We start from the raw sequence: 22,662 nt of genomic DNA, 5'->3' as shown, positions 1-22,662 counted from the left end.
ACTCAGGACGGCCTGAGCGTCTTGACCCGCGCGACCATCTCGCCGACGATCCCGCGCCGGAATGCCAGCACGCACGCGATGAAGATCACCCCCGTAACGATCGTCGTCGATTCGCCGAGCGAGTGGAACCAGCCGATGCCGGTGACCGACGCGAGCCATTCGCCGATGTCGCCGAGCCGGTCCTCCAGCGCGACGATCAGCGCCGCGCCGAGCAACGGCCCGAACAGCGTGCCCATCCCGCCGACGAGCGTCATCAGCACGACGAGGCCCGACATCGTCCAGTGCGCGTCGGACAGCGTCTCGAAGCCGAGCACCAGCACCTTCAGCGAACCGGCCAGCCCCGCGAGCCCGGCCGACAGGATGAACGCGAGCAGCTTGAAGCGATCGGTGTCGTAGCCGAGCGAGATCGCACGCGCCTCGTTCTCCTTGATCGCGACGAGCACCTGGCCGAACGGCGAGTGCACGATTCGCACGATGAACGCGCACGCGGCAACGATCACCGCGAGCACGACGTAGTAGAGCGCGACGTCGTTCGACAGGTCGACGAGCCCGAACAGGTGTCCGCGCGGCACGCCCTGCAGGCCGTCCTCGCCGTGCGTGAACGGCGCCTGGAGGTAGATGAAGTAGACCATCTGCGCGAACGCGAGCGTGATCATCGCGAAGTAGATGCCCTGCCGCCGGATCGCGAACAGGCCGACGATGAGCCCGAGCAGCGTCGCGGCGAACGTGCCGACGAGCACGCCGAGCTCCGGCGTGAAGCCGAGCGTCTGGATCGTATAACCGGTGCCGTAGCCGGCGGTCGCGAGGAACATCGCATGGCCGAACGACAGCAGCCCCGTATAGCCGATCAGCAGGTTGAACGCGGCCGCGAACAGCGCGAACGTAAGCACCTTCATCACGAAGACCGGATACGCGCCGATGAACGGCGCGGCGAGCAGTGCGGCGAGCAGCACGCCGTAGAGCACTTTTCTCTGCATCATTTTTCCTTGCCGAACAGGCCCGCCGGGCGGATCAGCAGCACGATCGCCATGATCACGAACACGACCGTGGCCGACGCTTCCGGATAGAACACGCGCGTGAAGCCCTCGATCACGCCGAGCAGCAGCCCCGTGATGATCGAGCCGAGAATCGAGCCCATCCCGCCGATCACGACCACCGCGAACACGGTGATGATCATCGGCTGGCCCATCAGCGGCGATACCTGGATCACCGGCGCGGCGAGCACGCCGGCAAACGCAGCGAGCGCGACGCCGAAGCCGTAGGTGAGCGTGATCATCATCGGCACGTTCACGCCGAACGCCTCGACGAGCTTCGGGTTCTCGGTACCGGCACGCAGATAGGCGCCCAGGCGCGTCTTCTCGATCACGAACCAGGTCGCGAGACACACCGCGAGCGACGCGACGACCACCCACGCGCGGTAGTTCGGCAGGAACATGAAGCCGAGATTGGTCGCGCCGGACAGCTGCGACGGCACGTCGTACGGCTGGCCGGACGAGCCGTAGATCGAGCGGAACACGCCTTCGACGACGAGCGTGAGGCCGAACGTGAGCAACAGCCCGTACAGGTGATCGAGCTTGTACAGCCAGCGCAGCATCGACCGCTCGACCAGGATCCCGAACGCGCCGACGATCAGCGGCGCGAGCGCGAGCATTGCCCAATACGGCAACCCGAGGTACGACAGCCCCATCCATGCGAGCATCGCACCCAGCATGAACAGCGCGCCATGCGCGAAGTTGATCACGTTGAGCAGCCCGAAGATCACCGCGAGCCCGAGGCTCAGGATCGCGTAGAACGAGCCGTTGACGAGCCCGAGCAGCAACTGGCTCAGCATCGCCGGCAACGGAATGCCAAAGATTTCCATCGACTTAGCCGTCAGTATGAGTTTCGTTGCGTGCGCAACCTTCAAGCCGCGGCGCACTCGAGCGGCGCAGCGATCTCATCGCCGCGGCCGCCGCAGGGCGCCGCCATGCCGCTACGTCGCGCTTACTTCCACAGCGCGCAACGCGATTCCTGCTTGGTGCCGAACGCCTGGTCGCCCGGAATCGTCGCGAGCACCTTGTAGTAGTCCCACGGCTCCTTCGACTCCGACGGCTTCTTCACTTCCATCAGGTACATGTCGTGAATCATGCTGCCGTCCTGGCGGATCGCGCCCTTCGCGTAGAAGTCGTTGATCTTCATCTTCTTCAGCTCGGCCATCACCTTGTCGGATTCGGTCGTGCCGGCGGCCTGCACGGCCTTCAGGTAGGTCGTCACCGACGAGTAGTCGGCCGCCTGCAGGCTCGACGGCATCTTCTTCATCTTGCCGAAGTAGCGCTGCGCCCACTGGCGCGATGCCGCATCGCGGTTCCAGTACCAGCTGTCGGTCAGCACGAGGCCCTGCGTCGTTTCGAGGCCGAGGCTGTGCACGTCGTTGATGAACATCAGCAGCCCGGCGAGCTTCATCGTCTTCGTGATGCCGAATTCCTTCGCGGCCTTGATCGAGTTGATCGTGTCGCCGCCCGCGTTCGCGAGGCCCAGGATCTGCGCCTTCGACGATTGCGCCTGCAGCAGGAACGACGAGAAATCCGACGCGGACAGCGGGTGGCGCACCGTGCCGAGCACCTGCCCGCCGTTCGCCTTCACGACGTCGGACGTGTTCTTCTCGAGCGCCTTGCCGAACGCGTAGTCGGCGGTCAGGAAGAACCACGTCTTGCCGCCCTGCTTCACCACCGCCGAGCCGGTGCCTTTCGCGAGCGCCATCGTGTCGTACGCATAGTGCACCGTGTACGGCGTGCACTCCTCGTTCGTCAGCGTGTCCGCGCCCGCACCGATGTTGATGTAGACCTTCTTCTTCTCCGCGGCGAGCTTGGCCATCGCCAGCGCCGTTCCCGAATTCGTGCCGCCGACGAGCAGGTCGAGCCCGCCGCGGTCGATCCATTCGCGCGCCTTCGACGCGGCAATGTCCGCCTTGTTCTGGTGATCCGCGTACACGACCTCGATCGGCTTGCCGAGCACCTTGCCGCCGAAGTCGGCGACCGCCATGCGAATCGCCTCGAGGCCGCCCTGGCCGTCGATGTCCGCATACAGCCCCGACATGTCGGTGACGAAACCGATCTTCACGGTATCCGCGGCATGCGCGGCGCCGGCGGTGAACGCGGCGGTCGCGAGCGCGAGACAGGCCTGTGCGAGGGTCTTCATTTTCATTGACGTCTCCTGTTTTTCTGATGCGTTGTGGTTGTTCGAGGGCCGCCACGGCTAGCGGCTAGGGAAACGGGGGCGGCGTCACACCCCAAGCAGGTCGTGAAGGATCGGCATCTTGCCTTCCAGTTCGGATGCACGGAAATGCTCGACGATGCGGCCATGCTCCATCACGTAGAAGCGGTCAGCGAGCGGCGCGGCAAAGCGGAAATTCTGTTCGACCATCACGACCGTGTAGCCGCGCGCCTTCAGCGCGACGATCATGCGCGCGAGCGCCTGCACGATCACCGGCGCGAGGCCTTCGGAAATTTCGTCGAGCAGCAGCAGGTTCGCGCCGGTTCGCAGGATCCGCGCCACCGCGAGCATCTGCTGCTCGCCGCCGGACAGCCGCGTGCCCTGGCTCTGCCGGCGCGACGCGAGATTCGGGAACATCGCGTAGATCTCGTCGAGCGGCATCGCATGCTCGCGCGGCCCGATCAGCGGCGGCAGCATCAGGTTCTCCTCGCACGACAGGCTCGAGAAGATTCCGCGCTCCTCCGGACAATAGCCGACGCCGAAATGCGCGATACGGTGCGTCGCGAGGCCGATCGTCTCGTTGCCCGCGACCTTGATCGAGCCGCTGCGGCGGCCGGTGAGGCCCATGATCGCGCGCAGCGTCGTGGTGCGGCCCGCGCCGTTGCGGCCGAGCAGCGTCACGACCTCGCCGCGATGAACGCTCAGGTCGACACCGTGCAATATGTGGGATTCCCCGTACCAGGCCTCGAGGCCCGTGATCTCCAGCGCGGGCGTGCCGCTCTCGACGCCGCTCAATTCGCGTTCCTCCCGTTCGCTGCGCTTCATGCGTGCGCCCCCGCGAGCGCCGCGTCGGCGCTGCCCATGTAGGCCTCGATCACGAGCGGATTCTTCGACACCTCCGCATACGAGCCTTCGGCCAGCACCTCGCCGCGCTGCAGGACGGTAATCGTGTCGGAGATGCCGGCGATCACGTTCATGTTGTGCTCGACCATCAGGATCGTGCGGCCACTCGCGACCTTCTTGATCAGCGCGGTCACGCGGTCGACGTCCTCATGGCCCATCCCTTGCGTGGGCTCGTCGAGCAGCATCAGTTCGGGTTCCATCGCGAGCGTCGTCGCGATCTCGAGCGCGCGCTTGCGGCCATATGCGAGCTCGACGGTCGGCACGTGCGCGAAATCGGTGAGGCCGACCTGCGTGAGCAGGTCCATCGCGCGATCGTCGAGCCGCTTCAGCGTGCGCTCGCTGCGCCAGAAATGGAATTCGGTGCCGAGCGAGCGCTGCAGGCCGATGCGTACGTTCTGCAGCGGGCTCAAGTGCGGGAATACCGCCGAGATCTGGAATGAACGGATGATGCCGCGGCGGGCGACCTGCGCGGGACGCTCGTCGGTGATGTCGATGCCGTTGAAGACGATCTGACCGGCCGTCGGTGTCAGGAACTTGGTCAGCAGATTGAAGCAGGTGGTCTTGCCCGCGCCGTTCGGTCCGATCAACGCATGGATCGCACCGCGGCGCACACGCAGGTTGACACCGTTCACGGCGGTGAAGCCCCTGAATTCCTTCGTCAGTCCGCGTGTTTCGAGAATCGTGTCGCCGAGAATCATGTTCCCTTCCGTACGAAGTCAGGCGAACCACCGGGAAGATTCGCGCAAGCGACCACGAACAGGTCTGCGGATGAGCGGGCTGTCCCCGGACGCCGTATGACGCATCGAGGGTGGTCTCCCGCGCCGACGCGTATGCACATTGCGCAACATTGTCGCCCCGTTGGTGCAGTGCAATCATCGGGATTTGCACTTATAGGGCTGGCCGCCATAGCCGATGCGGCGCTTCGCGAATTTTCGACGTGTTTTTTTGACACGCGCATCATCGGCAATCGCACGCGCATCGCGCGTGCCTGCGCGAACGCACGCACACTGTGCACGTTTATCTCACCAATCGAGTGCGATCCGCTCGCTTCGGCTTGCTTCGCATAGCGAATCAGCGGGCGCCTGAATGACAGCCCGCTGTCGCGGATGTCAGCGTGGTGTCACGCAGCCGTCACCGCCGCGTCCATGCGCGCCTGCGTCGCTTCGTGCGCCGCGCGTCGATCGGCGCGGATCATGTCGCTCGCGCGCTCGGCGATCATCAGCGTCGGCGAATTCGTGTTGCCCGACGTAATGAACGGCATCACCGATGCATCGACGATCCGCAGCCCCGCAATGCCGCGCACACGCAGCCGGCTATCGACGACGGCCCGTTCGTCGTCCGCGCGCCCCATCCGGCACGTGCCGACCGGATGGAAGATCGTGGTGCCGACCGCACCCGCCGCATCGATCAGTTCGGCTTCGGTCCGATATTGCGTGCCCGGCAGGATCTCCTCCGGACGATAGCGCGCGAGCGCCGGCGCGGATGCGATCCGGCGCGTGAGACGCAGCGCGTTCGCGGCGACATGACGATCGTGGTCGGTCGACAGATAGTTCGGCGCGATCGACGGCGCCACGCCCGCATCGGGGCTCGCGATGTGCACGCTGCCGCGCGAGCTCGGCCGCAGATGGCAGACGGACGCCGTAAAAGCGTTGAAACCGTGCAGCGGCTCGCCGAAGCGCTCGAGCGACAGCGGCTGCACGTGATATTCGAGATCGGGGCGCGTGAGCGCGGGATCGTCCGGATCGGACTTCGCGAACGCGCCGAGCTGCGACGGCGCCATCGACATCGGCCCACGCTGCAGCAGCGCATATTCGGCGCCGATCATCAGCTTGCCCCACCAGTGCGCGGACAGCGTGTTGAGCGTGCGCACGCCATCGACGCGAAACGCCATCCGCAACTGCAGGTGATCCTGCAGGTTCTCGCCGACGCCGGGCAGATCGTGCACGACGTCGATGCCGAGCGCCTGCAGTCGTGCACCCGCACCGATGCCCGACAGTTCGAGCAGTTGCGGCGAATTCACCGCGCCGGCGGTGAGCAGCACTTCGGCGCGCGCGTGTGCGACATAGTCGGTGCCGCCGCCGCGATACTCGACCCCGACCGCGCGCCGCCCGTCGAAGATCACGCGCTGCGCGAGCGCGCCGGTGATCACGGTCAGGTTCGGGCGCGTCATCGCGGGCCTCAGGAACGCCTTCGACGTATTCCAGCGCACGCCGCGCTTCTGGTTCACTTCGAAATAGCCGACCCCGGTGTTGTCGCCGCGGTTGAAATCGTCGGTCGCGGGGATGCCCGTTTGCTGCGCGGCCTGCGCGAACGATTCGAGGATCTCCCAGCGCAGCCGCTGCTTCTCGACGCGCCAGTAGCCGCCCGCGCCGTGCGCATCGCTCGCGCCCGCGTGGTGGTCTTCGCTGCGCTTGAAGATCGGCAGCACGCTGTCCCACGACCAGCCGGCGTCGCCGGTTTCCTGCGCCCAGCTGTCGTAATCCTCGCGCTGGCCGCGCATGTAGATCATCCCGTTGATCGACGAGCAGCCGCCCAACACGCGGCCGCGCGGATACGACAGCGCGCGGCCGTTGAGCGCCGCCTCGGGCTGCGTCTTGTACAGCCAGTCGGTGCGCGGATTGCCGATGCAGTACAGATAGCCGACCGGGATGTGGATCCAGTGATAGTCGTCCTTGCCGCCCGCCTCGAGCAGCAGCACGCGGATCTCGGGATCCTCGGTCAGGCGGTTCGCGAGCACGCAGCCCGCGGTGCCCGCGCCGACGATCACGTAATCGAATTCGCCCTCGAGCGTACGTTGAGTACTCACGACATGTCTCCTTACGTCTTCTTCCTTGTTGTACGCCGCGCGGCGCGATCCCGCGCGTCGTTTTCAGCATAGTGCGTCGCGGGCGACGCGATCGATGAAGCGTACTCCGCGGCCCGGGCGTCGATCCAATGAGTTATGCTGAACTGCGTTATAAGCTGCGCTCATATCACGACAATGGATCTCACCCTGCTCCGCGCGTTCGCGACGGTCGCCCGCGAAGGCAATCTGACGCGCGCCGCCGTGCAGCTGCACCTGACGCAGCCGGCCGTCAGCCTGCAGATCAAGCATCTGCAGGAAACGCTAGGCATCACGCTGTTTACGCGCACGTCGCGCGGGCTCGCGCTCACGCGCGACGGCCAGACGCTGCTGCCGCACGCGGAGCGCGCGCTCGCCGCGGCCGCCGACGTGCAGCGCGCCGCTGCCGCGCTGCGCCATGAAGTGCGCGGCCGGCTGCGGATCGGCACGATCCTCGATCCCGGCTTCCTGCGGCTCGGCGGCTTCCTGCGCGCGCTGGTCGAAACCCATCCGCAGATCGAGACGGCGCTGCGGCACGGGATGTCGGGCTGGGTACTCGAGCAGGTGCGTGCGCAGGCGCTCGACGTCGGCTACTACATCGGCCGGCCGGGTGAAGACGATCCGCGCGACGACACGCTGTTCCACACGGTCACGCTCACGCGTTTCCAGTATCGTGTGCTCGCGCCGGCCGGCTGGAAGGAGCGTGTGCAGCGCGCGCACGACTGGCGCGCGCTCGCCGCGCTGCCGTGGATCTGGACGCCGCCCGCATCCGCCCATCATCGGCTGCTGTCGCGGCGCTTCGCGGCGGCCGGCGCGCAGCCGGTCAAGGTTGCCGAGGTCGACCAGGAGCAGTCGATGCTCGACCTCGTCAAATCCGGGATCGGCTTGACGCTCGCACGCGACTCGACCGCGCTGGCCGAAGCGCATGCGCATGCGCTGACGATCGTCGAACGCGTGACGGTGCCGACCGAACTGACGTTCGTGACGCTCGCCGAGCGGCGCGACGAACCGGCGATCGCGGCCGCGCTGCGGCTGATCGAGGCCCAATGGGCGATATGAGGGCTGCTGATGTCGATGCGGCCGCTCGTGCATCGGGCTTCCGAGCCTGATCCGCCGCCTGATCGCCACAACACCCGAATCGCCCGCCCCGCGTCGTGTCGCCGCGCCCCGGTGGCGCGTCACGCCACCATCCCGGGCTTTTTGCTAGATTGTGCGTTCGCACACCGCGAGATCCCTGATTGGAGGAGACCCGCATGGCCCGCAACATCGAGATCAAAGCCCGCGCCCGTGAATTCGACCGGCTGCGCGAACAGGCGGCTACGCTCGCGACCGAAGCACCGCTTTTCTACCGCCAGCAGGATTTCTTCTACGACGTGCCGCGCGGCCGGCTGAAGCTGCGCCGCTTCGAGGACGGCACGCCGGCCGAACTGATCTTCTATCAGCGCGACGACCGCGACGGCCCGAAGGCGTCGTACTACACGCGCAGCCCGGTGACGAACCCGGACGCGATGCATTCGCTGCTCGCGACCGCGCTGACCACGCGCGGGATCGTGACGAAGGAACGGCACGTGTACCTCGTCGGCCGCACGCGGATCCACCTCGACCGCGTCGACGGCCTCGGCGACTTCATCGAACTGGAAGTGGTGCTCGGCCCCGACGACGACGAAGCCGGCGGCGAAGCCGAGGCGCATGACGTGTTCGCCAAGCTCGGCGTGGCGCAGGACGATCTCGTCGCGGTCGCGTACGTCGACCTGCTGAACGCCGACGCGCAATCCGAAGCCGCCTGATCGGGCCCTATCCGCGGCGGGGTCTTGCACCCCGCCGCCGGCCCGGCCGCCGCATCACGCGGCGCCGGGCGCCAGATGCGCGAGCGGCAGCGCGCCGTTGCGCTTGAACGTCGTCAGCACGATGTTCGAGCGCACGCTGTCGACGCCCGGCACACGCATCAGCTTCTTCATCACGAACTGCGACAGCGCGTTGAGATCCGGCGCGACGATCCGCAGCAGATAGTCGGCATCGCCGACCACCGCATGGCATTCGAGCACCTCGGGCAGCACGTCGATCTGCTGCTGGAACTGCTCGATGATCGAATCGCCGTGGTGCTTGAGCTTCAGGCTCGTGAACGCGGTGACGCCGAGCCCGAGCTTTTCGGGGCGCAACATCACGCGGTAGCCTTCGATCACGCCGGCCGCCTCGAGCCGCTGCAGCCGCCGGCCGATCTGTGACGGCGACAGCGGCACCTCCTCGCCGAGCTGCTGGTGCGTCGCGCGGCCGAAGCGCTGCAGCACGTCGAGAAGCGCGAGATCGAAGTGATCGAGTTCCAGCATGAGCATACTCCGCATTGATTCGTGTTTTGATGCATGATTATCGCATCAACCAGCGAATTCACGCCATCTTTGCGCCCATTCCGCACATCACCCGCTCTACACTTGCATGGTTCCCAACCACAGCGTGCAGAGCCTGATCATGTCCACCGTCGTCACCGCGAAACTGCAGGAGCAGTTCGACGCGGGCCTCGAAACCCGCGCCGATTTCACCATCGACCAGCCGCTCGAACGCTACGGCCAGGTCGACCACGCGGTGTGGCAGCAGCTCTATGCGCGCCAGTCGGCGCTGCTGCGCGGACGCGCATGCGATGCGTTCGTCGCCGGGCTCGGGAAGATCGACCTGCCGCCCGACCGCGTGCCGTCGTTCGCCGACGTGAACCGCCAGCTGAAGCGGGCAACCGGCTGGGAGATCGTCGCGGTGCCGGGCCTCGTGCCCGATCGCGTGTTCTTCGAGCACCTCGCGAACCGGCGGTTTCCGGTCACCTGGTGGATGCGCCGCCCGGACCAGCTCGACTACCTGCAGGAACCCGACTGCTTCCATGACCTGTTCGGCCACGTGCCGCTCCTGATCGAGCCGGTGTTCGCCGACTACATGCAGGCTTACGGCCGCACCGCGCTCGCGGTCGCCGACGACGAAGCGGCGCTCGCGCGGCTCGCGCGCCTCTACTGGTACACGGTGGAATTCGGGCTGATCCGCGACCCGAACGGCACGAACGGGTTGTCGATCTACGGCGCCGGGATCGTGTCGAGCAAGGGCGAGAGCCTCTACAGCCTCGAAAGCGCGGCGCCGAACCGGCTCGGCTTCGACCTGGAGCGCGTGATGCGCACGCAATACCGGATCGACACGTTCCAGACGACCTACTTCGTGATCGACGATTTCGCGCAGTTGTTCGCGCTCGCCGACGTCGACGGCCGTGCGCTGGCCGACCGGCTGGCCGCGCTGCCGGAATTCCCGGCCGGCGCGGTGCTCGAGCACGATCTCGTGCTGCATCGCGGCACGGGCGAAGGCTGGCCGGACGACGCGCGGGCGTAACGCGGCAGGCCACGCCGGGATGACTCGGGCGCCGGCGCCCGTCGCCAGATGCCCGTCCCCGGATGCCCGTCGCGCAACTATGAAACAATGACCGGTACCGGCTTTGCCGCGTGGCTTTTGCCCGCGCGCGCGCCGTTAGTTACCGAACGAGGTGCACCATGATTCACAAGCTCACATCAGAAGAACGCAAGACCCGGCTCGAAGGCCTGCCGCACTGGACAGCCGTGCCGGGCCGCGACGCGATCCAGCGCAGCCTGCGCTTCGCCGATTTCAACGAGGCCTTCGGCTTCATGACGCGTATCGCGATCAAGGCGCAGGAAATGAACCACCATCCGGAATGGTTCAACGTGTACAACCGTGTCGACATCACGCTGTCGACCCACGACGCGCACGGCCTGACCGAGCGCGACATCTCGCTCGCGCAGTTCATCGACCACGTGTGCGCGCACACCCAGCCGGCCGCCTGAGACTTCCCCGCCGCCGCGCATCCTGCGACGCGCGGCGCGTCAACTTTTCATTTCGCTGAACGTTTTCTAGGATGTACTCAGCGAAAGCCTTCAGCTTTCCAAGCCATCCTTAAGGCGCACGTAAGTCTCATACGCTTTCCGCGCCTTGGGGTCTAAACCTTCCAGTTGCAGCGCGCCTTCGCGCTGTACAATCAGCAGCGCATACGGCTTGGAGAGCGCGCTGGCCTCTTCGCAGAGTTTGAGTTCGTCGCCGCTCGACGGCGAGCGGGCGCGCCAGAAATTGATCGCGGCTTCGAGGTCGTGGATCGAGATATCGGACATGATTGGATTTAATCGTTCGCTGGCCGCCATGCTTGATGTCAGGCGATGCGGCGCCCCTGTGGAAACGGCGTCGTGCTGTCCGCGTGCCTGAACCGCCAACCCATTGTACTTGAGCGAACTTCATGCGACTCCTTCTGATCGAAGACGACCGCCCCATCGCACGCGGTATCCAGAGCAGCCTCGAGCAGGCTGGCTTCACCGTCGACATGGTGCATGACGGCATCTTTGCCGAACAGGCGCTGGCACAAAACCGCCACGAACTCGTGATCCTCGACCTCGGCCTGCCGGGCATCGACGGCATGACGCTGCTCACGCGTTTCCGCCAGACCAACCGCCACACGCCCGTCATCGTGCTGACCGCGCGTGACGAACTGAACGACCGGATCCAGGGCCTGAACTCCGGCGCCGACGATTACATGCTCAAGCCGTTCGAGCCGGCCGAGCTCGAAGCGCGCATCCGCGCGGTGATGCGTCGCAGCGGCCCGCACAGCGACATGCCGCGTCCGGAAGTGTCGCTCGGCGGCGTCCGCCTGTCGGGCGTCGATCGCCGCATCTTCAACGACGACAAGCCGCTCGAACTGTCGCCGCGCGAATTCGCGGTGCTCGAAATGCTGCTGCTGCGCCACGGCCGCGTCGTCAGCAAGGCCCAGCTGCAGGATCACCTCACGCATTTCGGCGGCGATCTCGGCGACACCGCGATCGAAGTCTACGTGCACCGCGTGCGCAAGAAACTCGAGCAGTGCCGTGTCGAGATCGTCACGGTGCGCGGCTTCGGCTACCTGCTGCAGGAAATCCGCCAGACCGCGAGCGTCTGAGCGGCGCCGCATGCCGGCCGGCCACGTGCCGCCGGCGCGCCGCCCTGCCCGCGTCGCCGTCCGGCGCACGACCGCGCCGCTCCCCGTGAGCGGCGCTTATCCATTTGCCCGTCGAAATGTCTTCTGATCCGGCTGTCACCACCAGCCTGCGCCGCTCGCTGCTCAGACGCCTCGCCGCGCCGCTGTCGATGCTCGCACTGATGAGCGGCCTGATTGCCTACTGGCTCGCGTGGCAATACACGCAACACGTGATCGACCGCTCGCTCGCCGATCTCGCCACCGCCATCTCCAAACAGATCCAGATCGCCGGCCCCGACGCGCCGTTCACGGTGCCGCCGCTCGCGCAGGCGATGTTCTCCGATCCAGCCGAGGCGCTGATCTACCGGATCAGCGACGGCGAAGAGGAACTCGCCGGCGATCCGAAGCTGCCGCTGCGCGGCATCAACGTGCGCCGCATGCATCACGCGTACGTATTCGAGGCCGAGTACGACAATCGCGCGGTGCGGGTCGCGCAGGTGCGCGTCGAGGAAGTCGACGGCGGCCGGCCGATGGTGGTCGAAGTCGCGCAGCCGGTGCGGCACCGCTACCGGATCGCCGCCGAATTCCTCGTCGCGATCATGATGCCGCTGCTGCTGTTGCTGCTGGCGGGCTGGGGCATCGTGTGGCGCGTCGTGAACCAGCAGCTCGGCCCGCTCACACATCTCGCCGATTCGCTGAACCGGCAGACCCACACATCGCTGGAGCCGGTCGACGAAACCGACGTGCCGCTCGAGATCCGGCCGCTGACGAGCGCGATGAACGCGCTGCTCGGCCGCCTGAAGACCGCGCTCGACGCGCAGCGCAAGTTCATCGCCGATGCCGCGCACCAGCTGCGCACGCCGCTCACCGCCGTGAAGCTGCATGCCGAGCAGGCCGCCGTCGCGCGCGACCCGCAGCAGACCTACACCGCGGTGCGCGAGCTGCGCGCGGCCGCCGACCGCGCGGTGCGGCTGTCGAACCAGTTGCTGTCGCTCGCGCGGGCGGAGCCGGGCGAACAGGCCGCGCGTTTCGTCGACGTCGACCTGGCCGCGATGGCATTCGAGACGGGTGCCGAGTGGGTGCCGCGCGCGCTCGCGTCGCATGTCGACCTCGGCTTCCAGCGCAGCGACGAACCCGGCGAAGACGAAACGCTGAACGTGCGCGGCAACCCCGTGCTGCTGCGCGAGGTGATCGCGAACCTGCTCGACAATGCGTTGAAATACGTGCCGCTCGCACGGCCGGACGGCGCGCGGATCACGGTGAACGTCGCGCGCGGCGCGCTCGAGGACGGCCAGCCGGCCGCCGAGATCGTCGTCGAGGACAACGGCCCGGGTGTGCCAGCCAATCAGCAGGCCGACCTGTTCAAGCGCTTTTTCCGCGGCGATGCGCAAAGCGGCAACGGCGTCGAGACGGGCGCCGGGCTCGGGCTCGCGATCGTGCACGACATCATCGCGATGCACGGCGGCACGGTGTCGTACGAGGATGCATCGGAAGGCGGTTCGCGCTTCGTGGTGCGCGTGCCGCTCGCCAAGCGTACCGAGAAGCCGGCGAGCGAAACGCCGGCCGCCGCGCCGACGCACTGAGTCGCGCGCGGTGCGCGCATCGGGAGGGCGGGAAGAACAGCCGCGCGGCACTTACTTCGGCGCGCGGCGGCCGTCCGAGGAAGCCGCCGCGCGCGATGCGCGGCCGCCCCGCTCACTTCTTCTTTTTCTTGTCCTTCGCAGCGGACTCGGATTTGCCGTCTTTCTTGTCCTTCTTCTTTCTCTTCTTGCCATCGTCGGCCGGTGTGGCGAGCAGCGTGCCGCGGCACGCGTCCGCGCCGCAATGGCACGCGTATTCGCGCTTGAGCTTCTTCGTCAGCTTCTCGTCGATCACGAGGCCATAGTCGTAGAACAGCTCTTCTTCCGGCCCGATGTCGCGCAGCGCGTGGATGAACACGCGGCCCTTCGTCTCCTCGGCCTCGCAGTTCGGCGCGCACGAATGGTTGATCCAGCGCGCGCTGTTGCCGTCGACCTTGCCGTCGATCACCCCGCCTTCTTCCAGTGCGAAGTAGAACGTATGGTTAGGCTCGCTCGGATCGTGCGGATGGCGACGCAGCGCTTCCTTCCACGAAATCCGCTCGCCCTTGTATTCCACTACGCGCTCGCCGGCCTTGATCGGCGCCACCGCGAACACGCCCTTGCCGTGTACTCCCGAGCGGCGCACCGCGATCCTGCGTGAACTCATCGAACAAATCCTTGTGAAGACGACTTGAATGGAAGACGGCCGCGCTCACGGCCCAGCGTCGCGCAAAACGAAAACGCGGCACCGGTGGGTGCCGCGTCGGGCCATGCGGCGAATCATCCGCATCCTACACGTTCAAGATTGCTTCGTTCAACATCGTGCGCAATATCGCGCGCATGACGCTCAACGCTGGCCGAAGGCGATGTCGCCGAACAACGCCTTGTGCTCGCGTGGTTGCGAACGCCAGTACTGCGGCGGCGCCGACACCTGCGCGCCGAGCTCGGCGGCCGCATGCCACGGCCAGCGCGGGTCGTACAGCATCGCACGCGCCATCGCGACGAGATCAGCGTCGCCCGCCTCGATCAGCCGGTTCGCATGCGCGGGATCGTTGATGAGGCCGACCGCGATCGTCGGCATCCCGACCGCGCGCTTCACGGCCTGCGCGAACGGCACCTGGTAACCGGGCGACAGCGGAATCTTCTGCAACGGCGACACGCCGCCGGACGACACGTCGATCCAGTCGCAGCCGCGCTGCTTCAGTTCGTGCGCGAACGCGATCGTGTCGTCGAGTTCCCAGCCGCCCTCGACCCAGTCGGTCGCCGACACGCGCACGCCGACCGGCCGGTCTTCCGGAAACGCCGCGCGCACGATCTCGAAGATCTCGAGCGGAAAGCGCATCCGGTTCTCGCGCGAGCCGCCGTATTCGTCGGTGCGCTGGTTCGAGATCGGCGACAGGAACTGGTGCAGCAGATAGCCGTGCGCCGCATGCACTTCGATCGCGTCGATGCCGAGGCGCGCGGCACGCTTCGCGGTGGCGGCGAACGCATCGCGGATCCGGTTCAGGCCGGCCGTGTCGAGTGCGAGCGGCGGCGTCTCGCCGTCCTTGTGCGGCAACGCCGACGGCGCGTGCGGCAACCAGCCGCCATCGGCGACGGGCACGAGCTGGCCGCCCTTCCACGGCACCTCGCTCGACGCCTTGCGCCCTGCATGCGACAGCTGCATCGCGATGCGGACCGGCGAATGCTTGCGGATCGACGCCAGCACGGGCTTGAGCGCCGCTTCGGTCACGTCGTCCCACAGGCCGAGGTCGCCGGCCGTGATGCGCCCGTCAGGTTCGACGGCGGTCGCTTCGATGCAGAGCAGGCCCGCGCCGGACAGCGCGAGATGGCCGAGATGAATCATGTGCCAGTCGGTCGCCTCGCCGCGCTCGGCCGAGTACTGGCACATCGGGGAGATCACGATCCGGTTCGGAAGGGTCACGCCGCGCAGCGTGAACGGAGAAAACAGCGCAGTCATGGGTGCCGCTCGCCAGGAAAGGGAAAGAGCTGAGGAGCGTAGCATGCAGGCTCGAAGCCAGCTGGCGGCCGGTTCGGCAGTAAGCCGATGGTCAGGGACAGCCGGCGTGAAGCCGGCGGCGATGGCGATGCAATGCGCACGCGCGATGCCGCGGTGCGCCGGCCGGTTTTGCCGGCGGGCCGCTCACGCGCGGTGCCGCACGCTCGGCATCAAAGCCCGACGCTGTCGAGCCACTCCGCGAACATGCGTCGCGCGGCCGTCTCCAGCGCGGGACCGTGCTGCACGGTGTCGGCGCGCAGCTGGCACGCGTCGATGCCGGGCGTCGACGCGATTTCGCCGGCGTTACCGATCAGCCAAGGTTCGAAGCGGTCGGCGCGGATTTCAGGATGGCATTGCAGCGCCAGCACGTGCTGCCCCCACGCGAATGCCTGGTGGCGGCATGCCGGTGTCGACGCGAGATGGATGGCGCCGCCGGGCAGGTCGAACGTATCGCCGTGCCAGTGCAGCATCGAAGTCGCCGCGCCGTCGAGATGGCGCATCGGCGACGCACGGCCCGCGTCGGTGAGCGTCAGCGGCGCCCAGCCGAGTTCCTTCTGCGCAGCCGGATAGACGCGCGCACCGAGCGCACGGGCGATGAACTGCGCACCCAGGCAGATGCCGAGGATCGGCAGTCCCGCGTCGATGCGCTGGCGCACGAGCGCCGCGAGCGGCGCGATCGACGGATACTGCGCATCGTCGTACACGCTGAGCGGGCCGCCGAGCATCACGAGCAGCGACGGCTGGAGCGCGTCGAGCACCTCGACGCGCGACGATCCGACGTCGACATAGCGCACTCGCCGCCCGCGCTCCCCGAGCACCTGCTCGAAGCTGCCGAGGTCCTCGAAATGCACGTGGCGAATCGCCACCACTTCAGCGTTCATCATCGGCCTCCCGGTCGATCGACGGACGTCAGCCGGCGAACACCTTCCAGGTCTTCTTTTGCGTCGCCGCGTCGCCTTCTTCGTGCACCGAACAGTCGAGACGCAGATCGCTGTCGGCCATCGACAGGTCGAGCGCCGCGCAGTAATGCACGGTCTTCTTCGACTGCTTGCCCGGCTGGAAATGCGCGCACGTCAGGCACATGCGCTGCGGCGGTGTCGCACCGGCCACCTGCAGTTCGCGCAGCGTCTTCAGCAGCGCGCGGTACAGCGCGCCCTGCTCGTCCGCGCCGAGCTTGCCGACTGCTTTCGTCAGGAATTCCGGCCATTGCAGCGCCTTCTTCGCCGCGGTACGGCCGCGAGCCGACAGGCGCACGGCGAGCGCGCGGCCGTCGTCCAGTGCGCGACGCTTCTCGACGAGCCCCTTCGTTTCGAGCGTGCTGACCGCATCGCTGGTAGTCGCCGCGGTGAGCTGCGTCTCGCGCGCGATCTCGCCGAGCCGCATCGGGCCCTTGCGTTGCAGCAGCAGCACGAGGATCTCGCCCTGCGTCGGCGTGAGACCCGCGCCTTCCGCCCAATCCCATGCCTGGCTTCGCATGGCCGTACTCAATCGCAGCAAGCTGTGGGTCACACGTCCCGAAGCCTGATTCCCGTAAACGCCTTCGCTCATAGTCTTTTCGCTTTGCCGCCGCCCGGATTGCCGAGCAGCCGTAGTGTGGAGATCGAATGTCTATCTCAAAACAGACGCTCGGTGAGGAGCGTCGACACGGCCGTCGCGAGGCACACGCGGCGGTCGCGTTCGCGGCGACCGGTGAGACACACGTCGTTCCGGTGTCCGCAAAGCCGACATTCTAAGCGAGAGCGGAAAATCGCACAGCTAAGTTATCCCCTTCATTCTGTGGAAAATCACTGGATAACCGGACTTTTTCGTTGTGCCGGCAATCTCTGCCGGCTCCGCGGCGCCACGCGCAAACATTTTCCTGTTCGGATCGGCCATCATGCCGACGGCACTGGTCCACCGGGTTATCCATCCCGCAGAGCGTTGACTTTGAAGCAGAATATTGAGTTATCCACAGATTTTCAGGACGACTGGCGACGCGCCGCGCGCGAATCGGCACTGAACGACGTTCAGTGAATCGCCGCGCGGTCGAGCCCGTAATCTGCAAAACATTTTTTCATTCACGCCAGCGCAGGCACTGCTGGCGAACCGTCTCGTTCAGCGATTTTTCCTGTTTGAAAACGGTTCTCAACCAGGATGCGTCATTTACGCGCGCCTTCGCGAGCGCGCCGATCTCGTCGAGCGCCGCGCGCGAGCCGAGCGCGGCCGCATGCGGCGCGATCCGGTCGAGCGTGTCGAGGATGTCTTCCGCGATCGTGCGGCGCTCACCCGTCTGAGGATTGACGCAGGTGCCCTCGAGCCCGAAGCGGCATGCTTCGAAACGGTTGAACGTGTAGACGAGATAGTCGTCCTCCGACAGCTTCAGCGGCCGGTCGGTCAGCAGGTAGCGCGCCAGCGTCTGGATGTAGCACGCGATCGCGGCCGCGCGATCGACCGACAGCGGCGTGTCCATCACGCGCACCTCGATCGTCCCGTAGCCGGGCTTCGGCCGGATGTCCCAGTAGAAGTCCTTCATCGAGTTGACGACACCCGTGTTGACCATCTTCGTGAAGTACTCCTCGAAGCTATCCCAGGTCAGCACGAACGGTGCGCGGCCCGACAGCGGGAACGCGAACACCGAATTCAGGCGCGCCGAATGGAAGCCGGTGTCGACGTTCTGCACGAACGGCGACGACGCGGACAGCGCGATGAAGTGCGGAATGAAGCGCGACATCGAGTGCAGCAGGAACAGCGCGCTGTCCGGATCGGGACAGCCGATGTGCACGTGCTGGCCGAACACGGTGAACTGCTTCGCGAGATAGCCGTACAACTCGGAGATGTACTGGAAACGCGGCGCGTCGTAGATCTGCCGGTCGCTCCACTGCTGGAACGCGTGCGTGCCGCCGCCGCACAGCCCGACGTTGAGCTGGTCGGCCGCCTTCACGAGCACGTCGCGGATTGCATGCAGCTCGGAGACTGCCTGCTCGTGCGAGTGGCAGATGCCGGTCGACAGCTCGATCATGCTCTCGGTGATTTCCGGCGTGATGTTGCCGGGGAAGGTCTCGCCCTGGATCAGGCGCATCAGGTCGGATGCAGCCTTGGTCAGGTCGTAGTTATGCGTGTTGACGACCTGGATCTCCAGTTCGACGCCGAACGTGAACGGCTCGGAATTGACGAAGGTTTCGAGTGCCATGGCAGGTTCCGGAATCAGTTTCTGTCGCTGCGTTCGCTGACCGCCGACAGGCAGCGGTAGACGACGAACGGGCTGACGAGCTGCAGGATCACGATCGTGCACATCACGATCGCGCGCAGATGCGGGTCGAAATTCGGATAGAGCTGATAGGTGTCGTCGACGAGCAGGTACGACAGCGCGGACATCGGTGTCAGCGCGATGCCAAGCGCGACGCCCTGCTTCATGCCGAGCCCGCTCGGCTTCGCGAACACGACGACGCCGGCCAGCTTGGCGACGAGTCGCGTGACGATCAGCACGATCGCGAGCAGGCCGCCGAGCGCGATGTCGCCCCACGTGAACGACGTGAGCGTCAGCACGAACAGGATCACCGTCAGCAGCCAGCCGGCCGTGCCGAAATGCTCGGGCCACAGCTGCGGACGCGCTTCGAGGTTCTTCACGATGATGCCGGCGAGCAGCAGCGTGAGCAGCGTCGACAGTTTCAACGCCTGCGCGACCGCGATCGCGAGCATCACGAGGCCGAACAGTGCGACGAACGAATGTTCGTCGCGCATCGTCGAGGTCATGTGGCGAAACAGGTAATTGCATGCGCGCGCGACCAGATACGCGACGATGAACGAACCGGCGATCAGGTAGACCGGTTGCAGGATCGTCGCGAAAACGTTCCCGTACGCTTCCTGGTGCAGCCAGCTCGTCACGAGCTTGGTCAGCACGATCGCGTAGACGCTATTCAGCGCGGTCAGCGTGATGAGGCGCTGCGACACCTGCCCTTCCGCGCGCAGTTCGGTCTTCAGCTGGATCACCATCGACGGCGACGTCGCGATCGCGATCGCCGACAGCACGAGCGCGACCATGCCCGACACGCCGAGCGCGAGCATCACGAACAGCACGAGCACGAACGTCAGCGTCGCCTCCGCGAGGCTCGATGCGATGAGCCACGGATTGCGGCGGATCCATTTCAGGTCGAGACGGCTGCCGAGCTCGAACAGCAACAGGCCGAGCGCGACGTTGATCAGCAGCCGCGAGGTTTCGTCGGTGCTCGCGTCGATCACGCCGAATCCGAACGACCCGGCAACGAGACCGATCACCGCATAACCGGTGATGCGCGGCAGCCGCCATGCGCGATAGCACAGCTCGCCGCACAGGCCGGCTGCAAACAACGCAAGCCCGGCCCAGAACACGGCATCCGGCGCGAGCGGCCAGTTGGGCAGGAATGAGAACGCCGACTTCATCGTGGTGACTTCTCCTTTGGAAGCAACCGCCAGCGACGCGGGGTCAAGCGTCGGAAATGAAATGCGCGCCGGCTGGGTGTCGCCCCGAATGTGATTGTTGTGGTCGACGACGGCAGGACATGGGATCCGCCTCTTCCGCCATCAGGCGGAACTGTCGTTCAGGCTGCCGATCTGGATTGTCGGCCTGGTGTGTGAACGGACTGCGCGGTCTCGAAGACTCAGATTCGAAATCGTGCCGACCGTTCCATTGAAGCATGTCCGGCGCCAGGGCCGAACGAACGCGAAGGAAACCGATTGTGCCACAGCTTTTTCGCTCCGGAACCGATCGAATCCACTCGCGGCGCTGTGAGGCACCGCAGGTCTTTGGTTTCAAAGGTTTACTTGTATATATACATAGTAGAAGTTAACAAGGCGCCCACTGTTCTGTGGATAACTTCAGTTTACGCAACAAGATCAAGAGGTTGGCGCTGCCACAACCCGTTGCACAGGTTGTTTGCTCACAGAGGTTTGAGTTGAGTAACTTTCGGCCGTTTCACAGCTGTGCCGAGTTGCCCAGTTTACGTCCACTGTGATTACACACGAAGTGCGCGCGGATTCCTCGCAGTTATCCACAGCATCGCGTGGATAACTTTGCACGGAAAAATCGAAGCACTGTGAGGATCCGGCTGACGAGATCAGCCGATCTGGCGGCCGCGCAGCGCGCGGATCAGGAACCGGGCCGGGTCGACGGCGTCGACGAGTTCGCGCTCGAGCGGCAGCGGCTCGCCTTCGAGTTGCGACGCGATCAGCTCGGCGCCGAGCGCCGCCCATACGAGGCCGCGGGAGCCGTAGCCGAATGCGCCGTAGAGGCCCGCGGCGCGCGGCAGGTCGCGCGCCTTCGCGCCGCTCAGCGCGCGGGCGTTCGCGACGGCCTGGGCTTCGTCGGCGAGCGGGCCGATCACGGGCACGCGGTCGGCGACGACCCAGCGAAACGCGACGCGCCCGCGCAGCGTATCGACGTCCGGCAACTCGCCGATCAGGCCGGGCAGCAGATGCCGGACGCGCTCGAGGTTTTCGATATGTCCGGCGCTGCGCATCGTCCGGTCGACGTCGTCGGGTTCGAACGTCGCGCCGATCAGCAGCGTGCCGTCGTCGAGCGGCACCGCGTAGCCGTCGCCGATCGTGGGGCACGGCAGCGGCGCCGTGCTGCCGGGCGGCAGCAGCGTGAGCTGGCCGCGCACCGGTTGCAGCGCGACGTGCCGCAGGCCCGCGAGACGCACCGCGTCGCCCGCGTTCGCGAGCACGACGACCGGCGCTTCGGCGAGCGTCGCGCCTGCCGCATCGACGGCGCGCCACCTGTCGCGATCACGCTCGAGTCGGGCGACGTCGGTGCCGGCCAGCAGTTTTACGCGTTCGCCGGCCGCCGCGAATTGTGCCGCGCACACCCCGGCCGGCCAGACGGCGCCGCCGTGCGGAAACAGCAGGCCGCCGTGTGCGACCGGCAGGTTCAGATGCGCGCGGGCGGCGTCCGTATCGAGCAGCGACACATAGTCGGACGGTGCGCCGAGTGCGTCGAACGCATCGCGCATCCGCGCGAAATCGTCGGCCGATTCCGCGAGATGGATCATCCCGCGCGTGCTGCGCGCGAACGCATGGCCCGCATCCTCGAGCGCGCGCCAGCGTGCGAGCGCATGCAGGAACCCGCTGCGCGTGAGGCGGCTCGCGACGTTGTCGTCGCGCGTCATCAGTGGATGGAATACACCGGCCGGATTGCCCGATGCCTCGCTCGCGATCCGCTCGTGCCGCTCGATCAGCGTGATGTTCCAGCCGCGCGCGGCGAGCCGTTCGACGACCGCGCAGCCTGCCAGGCCCGCACCGATCACGATCGCTTCGCGCGCGGCAACCGGCAATGCACGCGGTGGTTCGTGCCGGCGCATCCGCCAGCGCGGCGCGTATTCGCCGACGCGCAATGCGGGTTCGCCTGCGCAATCCTCGACGTCGCGACTCGTGAAACCCGTTTGCTCGAGCGCATGTTTCACGGTGTCGTCGTGCGAATGCGTCGCATAGGTCGCACCCTCGGCAGCGATGCGTGCGAGTGCGCGGATCACGTCGGCCGACAGCACATCGCCGTGTGCGGCCGACGCGACATTGCCGAGATAGAACGCGTCGGCGCGCGCGACGAGCCGTTGCAGCATGTCATGTGCATCGCCGAAGGCGAGCGTGAGCACTACGCGCCCCGCGTCGAATTCGAGCCGATGCAGGCCGGGCACATGCATCGGCCACGCGTCGAGCAGTGCATCGGCATTTTTCGAAATGGTTGTGTCCGCAACCAGATGGGAAGCGGCACGGCGCAGGTCCTCGTACGCGAACGGATGCGGTTCGATCGCGACGAAATGCAGCCGCTCGCAGCGTGCGGGGTCGTCGCGCCATGCGGCCCACGTCGCGAGAAAACGGCTGCCCGTGCCGAATCCCGTCTCGACGATCGTGAACGTGCGGCGGCCCTGCCAGCGGGCCGGCAGGCCGGTGCCGGCGAGCATCCGGTTCGCGTGCGCGCGAGCGCGCGACGCGTCGCGAGGGAGCTCGCCGTACTCGGGCGAGACGAGAATGCCGTCGTCGCGGCGGGCGAGCGTGGCGGGAACGAGTCGGTCGGGCATGCGAAACAAAAAACGTGGCAGCCAAGCCTGGCAAGGGTTTGCGCGGAGGCGTCCGGCGGGCCGTTGGCAAAATCCAACGGCGTTGCGCGCGGGTGGACGCGGCTGCGTATCCTGTCCGGTTGGCGCAGGTCAAAAAACGGGCAATCGACGATTCATTCGGCGAAATACCGATGAAA

The 22,662-nt window shown here is 66.4% G+C and carries 21 protein-coding genes; 6 read left to right on the top strand and 15 right to left on the bottom strand.

Translation table 11 applies throughout. From position 1 onward, the window contains the following. Positions 1–2: 2 nt before the first annotated feature. The 6 genes from ACVK00_RS27095 to ACVK00_RS27070 all read right to left on the bottom strand — a co-directional run bounded on the left by ACVK00_RS27095 (position 3) and on the right by ACVK00_RS27070 (position 6,901). Positions 3–977: a branched-chain amino acid ABC transporter permease gene (locus tag ACVK00_RS27095; RefSeq protein ID WP_284900376.1), complete on the bottom strand. Its 975-nt coding sequence runs from the start codon at positions 975–977 to the stop codon at positions 3–5. Then, entirely contained in the window at positions 977–1,861 is an 885-nt protein-coding gene (locus ACVK00_RS27090) for a branched-chain amino acid ABC transporter permease (RefSeq protein WP_006751329.1), read from the bottom strand. The genes ACVK00_RS27095 and ACVK00_RS27090 overlap by 1 nt, the downstream gene beginning before the upstream one ends. A 122-nt stretch (positions 1,862–1,983) precedes the next feature. Next, entirely contained in the window at positions 1,984–3,183 is a 1,200-nt protein-coding gene (locus ACVK00_RS27085) for an ABC transporter substrate-binding protein (RefSeq protein ID WP_228906371.1), read from the bottom strand. 78 nt (positions 3,184–3,261) lie between these two features. After that, entirely contained in the window at positions 3,262–4,017 is a 756-nt protein-coding gene (locus tag ACVK00_RS27080; protein WP_006751331.1) for an ABC transporter ATP-binding protein, read from the bottom strand. Beyond that, entirely contained in the window at positions 4,014–4,793 is a 780-nt protein-coding gene (locus ACVK00_RS27075) for an ABC transporter ATP-binding protein (protein WP_006751332.1), read from the bottom strand. Before ACVK00_RS27075 ends, ACVK00_RS27080 begins: the two co-directional genes overlap by 4 nt. Positions 4,794–5,215: 422 nt before the next feature. Then, positions 5,216–6,901 (bottom strand): GMC family oxidoreductase, encoded by a 1,686-nt coding sequence (locus tag ACVK00_RS27070; protein WP_228906370.1) that lies wholly within the window; start codon positions 6,899–6,901, stop codon positions 5,216–5,218. A 174-nt stretch (positions 6,902–7,075) separates the two neighbouring features. Here ACVK00_RS27070 and ACVK00_RS27065 point away from each other — a divergent pair, with 174 nt between their 5' ends. Together ACVK00_RS27065 and ACVK00_RS27060 are read left to right on the top strand one after the other, a co-directional pair. Continuing rightward, positions 7,076–7,975 carry a LysR family transcriptional regulator gene (locus tag ACVK00_RS27065; protein WP_228906369.1) on the top strand — a complete coding sequence of 300 codons (900 nt, stop codon included), beginning with the start codon at positions 7,076–7,078 and terminating at the stop codon, positions 7,973–7,975. 194 nt (positions 7,976–8,169) lie between these two features. Continuing rightward, positions 8,170–8,703 carry a class IV adenylate cyclase gene (locus tag ACVK00_RS27060; RefSeq protein ID WP_006751335.1) on the top strand — a complete coding sequence of 178 codons (534 nt, stop codon included), beginning with the start codon at positions 8,170–8,172 and terminating at the stop codon, positions 8,701–8,703. Between the two features lie 54 nt (positions 8,704–8,757). On the opposite strand, the gene ACVK00_RS27055 is transcribed toward ACVK00_RS27060, so the two are convergent. Beyond that, positions 8,758–9,243 carry an Lrp/AsnC family transcriptional regulator gene (locus ACVK00_RS27055; RefSeq protein ID WP_006408082.1) on the bottom strand — a complete coding sequence of 162 codons (486 nt, stop codon included), beginning with the start codon at positions 9,241–9,243 and terminating at the stop codon, positions 8,758–8,760. A gap of 106 nt (positions 9,244–9,349) precedes the next feature. Between ACVK00_RS27055 and phhA the strand changes: the two genes are divergently transcribed. After that, positions 9,350–10,276, top strand: a complete 927-nt coding sequence (gene phhA / locus ACVK00_RS27050; protein ID WP_284900404.1) for a phenylalanine 4-monooxygenase — start codon at positions 9,350–9,352, stop codon at positions 10,274–10,276. Between the two features lie 158 nt (positions 10,277–10,434). Continuing rightward, positions 10,435–10,743: a 4a-hydroxytetrahydrobiopterin dehydratase gene (locus ACVK00_RS27045; RefSeq protein WP_166725859.1), complete on the top strand. Its 309-nt coding sequence runs from the start codon at positions 10,435–10,437 to the stop codon at positions 10,741–10,743. Between the two features lie 90 nt (positions 10,744–10,833). On the opposite strand, the gene ACVK00_RS27040 is transcribed toward ACVK00_RS27045, so the two are convergent. Continuing rightward, a complete protein-coding gene (locus ACVK00_RS27040; protein ID WP_006756491.1) occupies positions 10,834–11,064 on the bottom strand; it encodes a DUF3717 domain-containing protein in 231 nt (76 codons plus the stop codon). A gap of 122 nt (positions 11,065–11,186) precedes the next feature. Here ACVK00_RS27040 and ACVK00_RS27035 point away from each other — a divergent pair, with 122 nt between their 5' ends. Together ACVK00_RS27035 and ACVK00_RS27030 are read left to right on the top strand one after the other, a co-directional pair. Next, positions 11,187–11,879: a response regulator gene (locus tag ACVK00_RS27035; RefSeq protein WP_006401494.1), complete on the top strand. Its 693-nt coding sequence runs from the start codon at positions 11,187–11,189 to the stop codon at positions 11,877–11,879. Positions 11,880–11,995: 116 nt separating this feature from the next. Further along, complete coding sequence (locus ACVK00_RS27030; protein WP_228906366.1) at positions 11,996–13,480, top strand: sensor histidine kinase; 1,485 nt, start codon at positions 11,996–11,998, stop codon at positions 13,478–13,480. 112 nt (positions 13,481–13,592) lie between these two features. Here ACVK00_RS27030 and ACVK00_RS27025 read toward each other — a convergent pair whose 3' ends face one another. The 7 genes from ACVK00_RS27025 to mnmC form a co-directional block, all read right to left on the bottom strand. Further along, positions 13,593–14,123, bottom strand: a complete 531-nt coding sequence (locus ACVK00_RS27025; protein ID WP_284900483.1) for an SET domain-containing protein — start codon at positions 14,121–14,123, stop codon at positions 13,593–13,595. Positions 14,124–14,303: 180 nt separating this feature from the next. Then, the gene (locus tag ACVK00_RS27020) at positions 14,304–15,416 is read right to left on the bottom strand and encodes an NADH:flavin oxidoreductase/NADH oxidase (protein ID WP_284900485.1); all 1,113 of its coding nucleotides are present in this window, start codon (positions 15,414–15,416) and stop codon (positions 14,304–14,306) included. A gap of 209 nt (positions 15,417–15,625) precedes the next feature. After that, on the bottom strand, positions 15,626–16,336 hold the full coding sequence (locus tag ACVK00_RS27015) for a glutamine amidotransferase (RefSeq protein WP_006759203.1): 711 nt from the start codon (positions 16,334–16,336) through the stop codon (positions 15,626–15,628). A 28-nt stretch (positions 16,337–16,364) separates the two neighbouring features. Then, complete coding sequence (locus ACVK00_RS27010; protein WP_043173297.1) at positions 16,365–17,003, bottom strand: MarR family winged helix-turn-helix transcriptional regulator; 639 nt, start codon at positions 17,001–17,003, stop codon at positions 16,365–16,367. Positions 17,004–17,508: 505 nt separating this feature from the next. Further along, positions 17,509–18,624, bottom strand: coding sequence for a YbdK family carboxylate-amine ligase (locus ACVK00_RS27005; RefSeq protein ID WP_006751345.1), 1,116 nt, complete (start codon positions 18,622–18,624; stop codon positions 17,509–17,511). Between the two features lie 14 nt (positions 18,625–18,638). Further along, complete coding sequence (locus ACVK00_RS27000) at positions 18,639–19,853, bottom strand: cation:proton antiporter (RefSeq protein ID WP_166725863.1); 1,215 nt, start codon at positions 19,851–19,853, stop codon at positions 18,639–18,641. 674 nt (positions 19,854–20,527) lie between these two features. After that, a complete protein-coding gene (gene mnmC / locus ACVK00_RS26995; protein WP_284900492.1) occupies positions 20,528–22,486 on the bottom strand; it encodes a bifunctional tRNA (5-methylaminomethyl-2-thiouridine)(34)-methyltransferase MnmD/FAD-dependent 5-carboxymethylaminomethyl-2-thiouridine(34) oxidoreductase MnmC in 1,959 nt (652 codons plus the stop codon). Positions 22,487–22,662 lie beyond the last annotated feature (176 nt).

It is taken from the genome of Burkholderia sp. PvR073 (assembly GCF_054055695.1).
The sequence above is the reverse complement of the archived record's forward strand: the minus strand, read 5'-3'. Positions and strand labels throughout refer to the sequence as shown.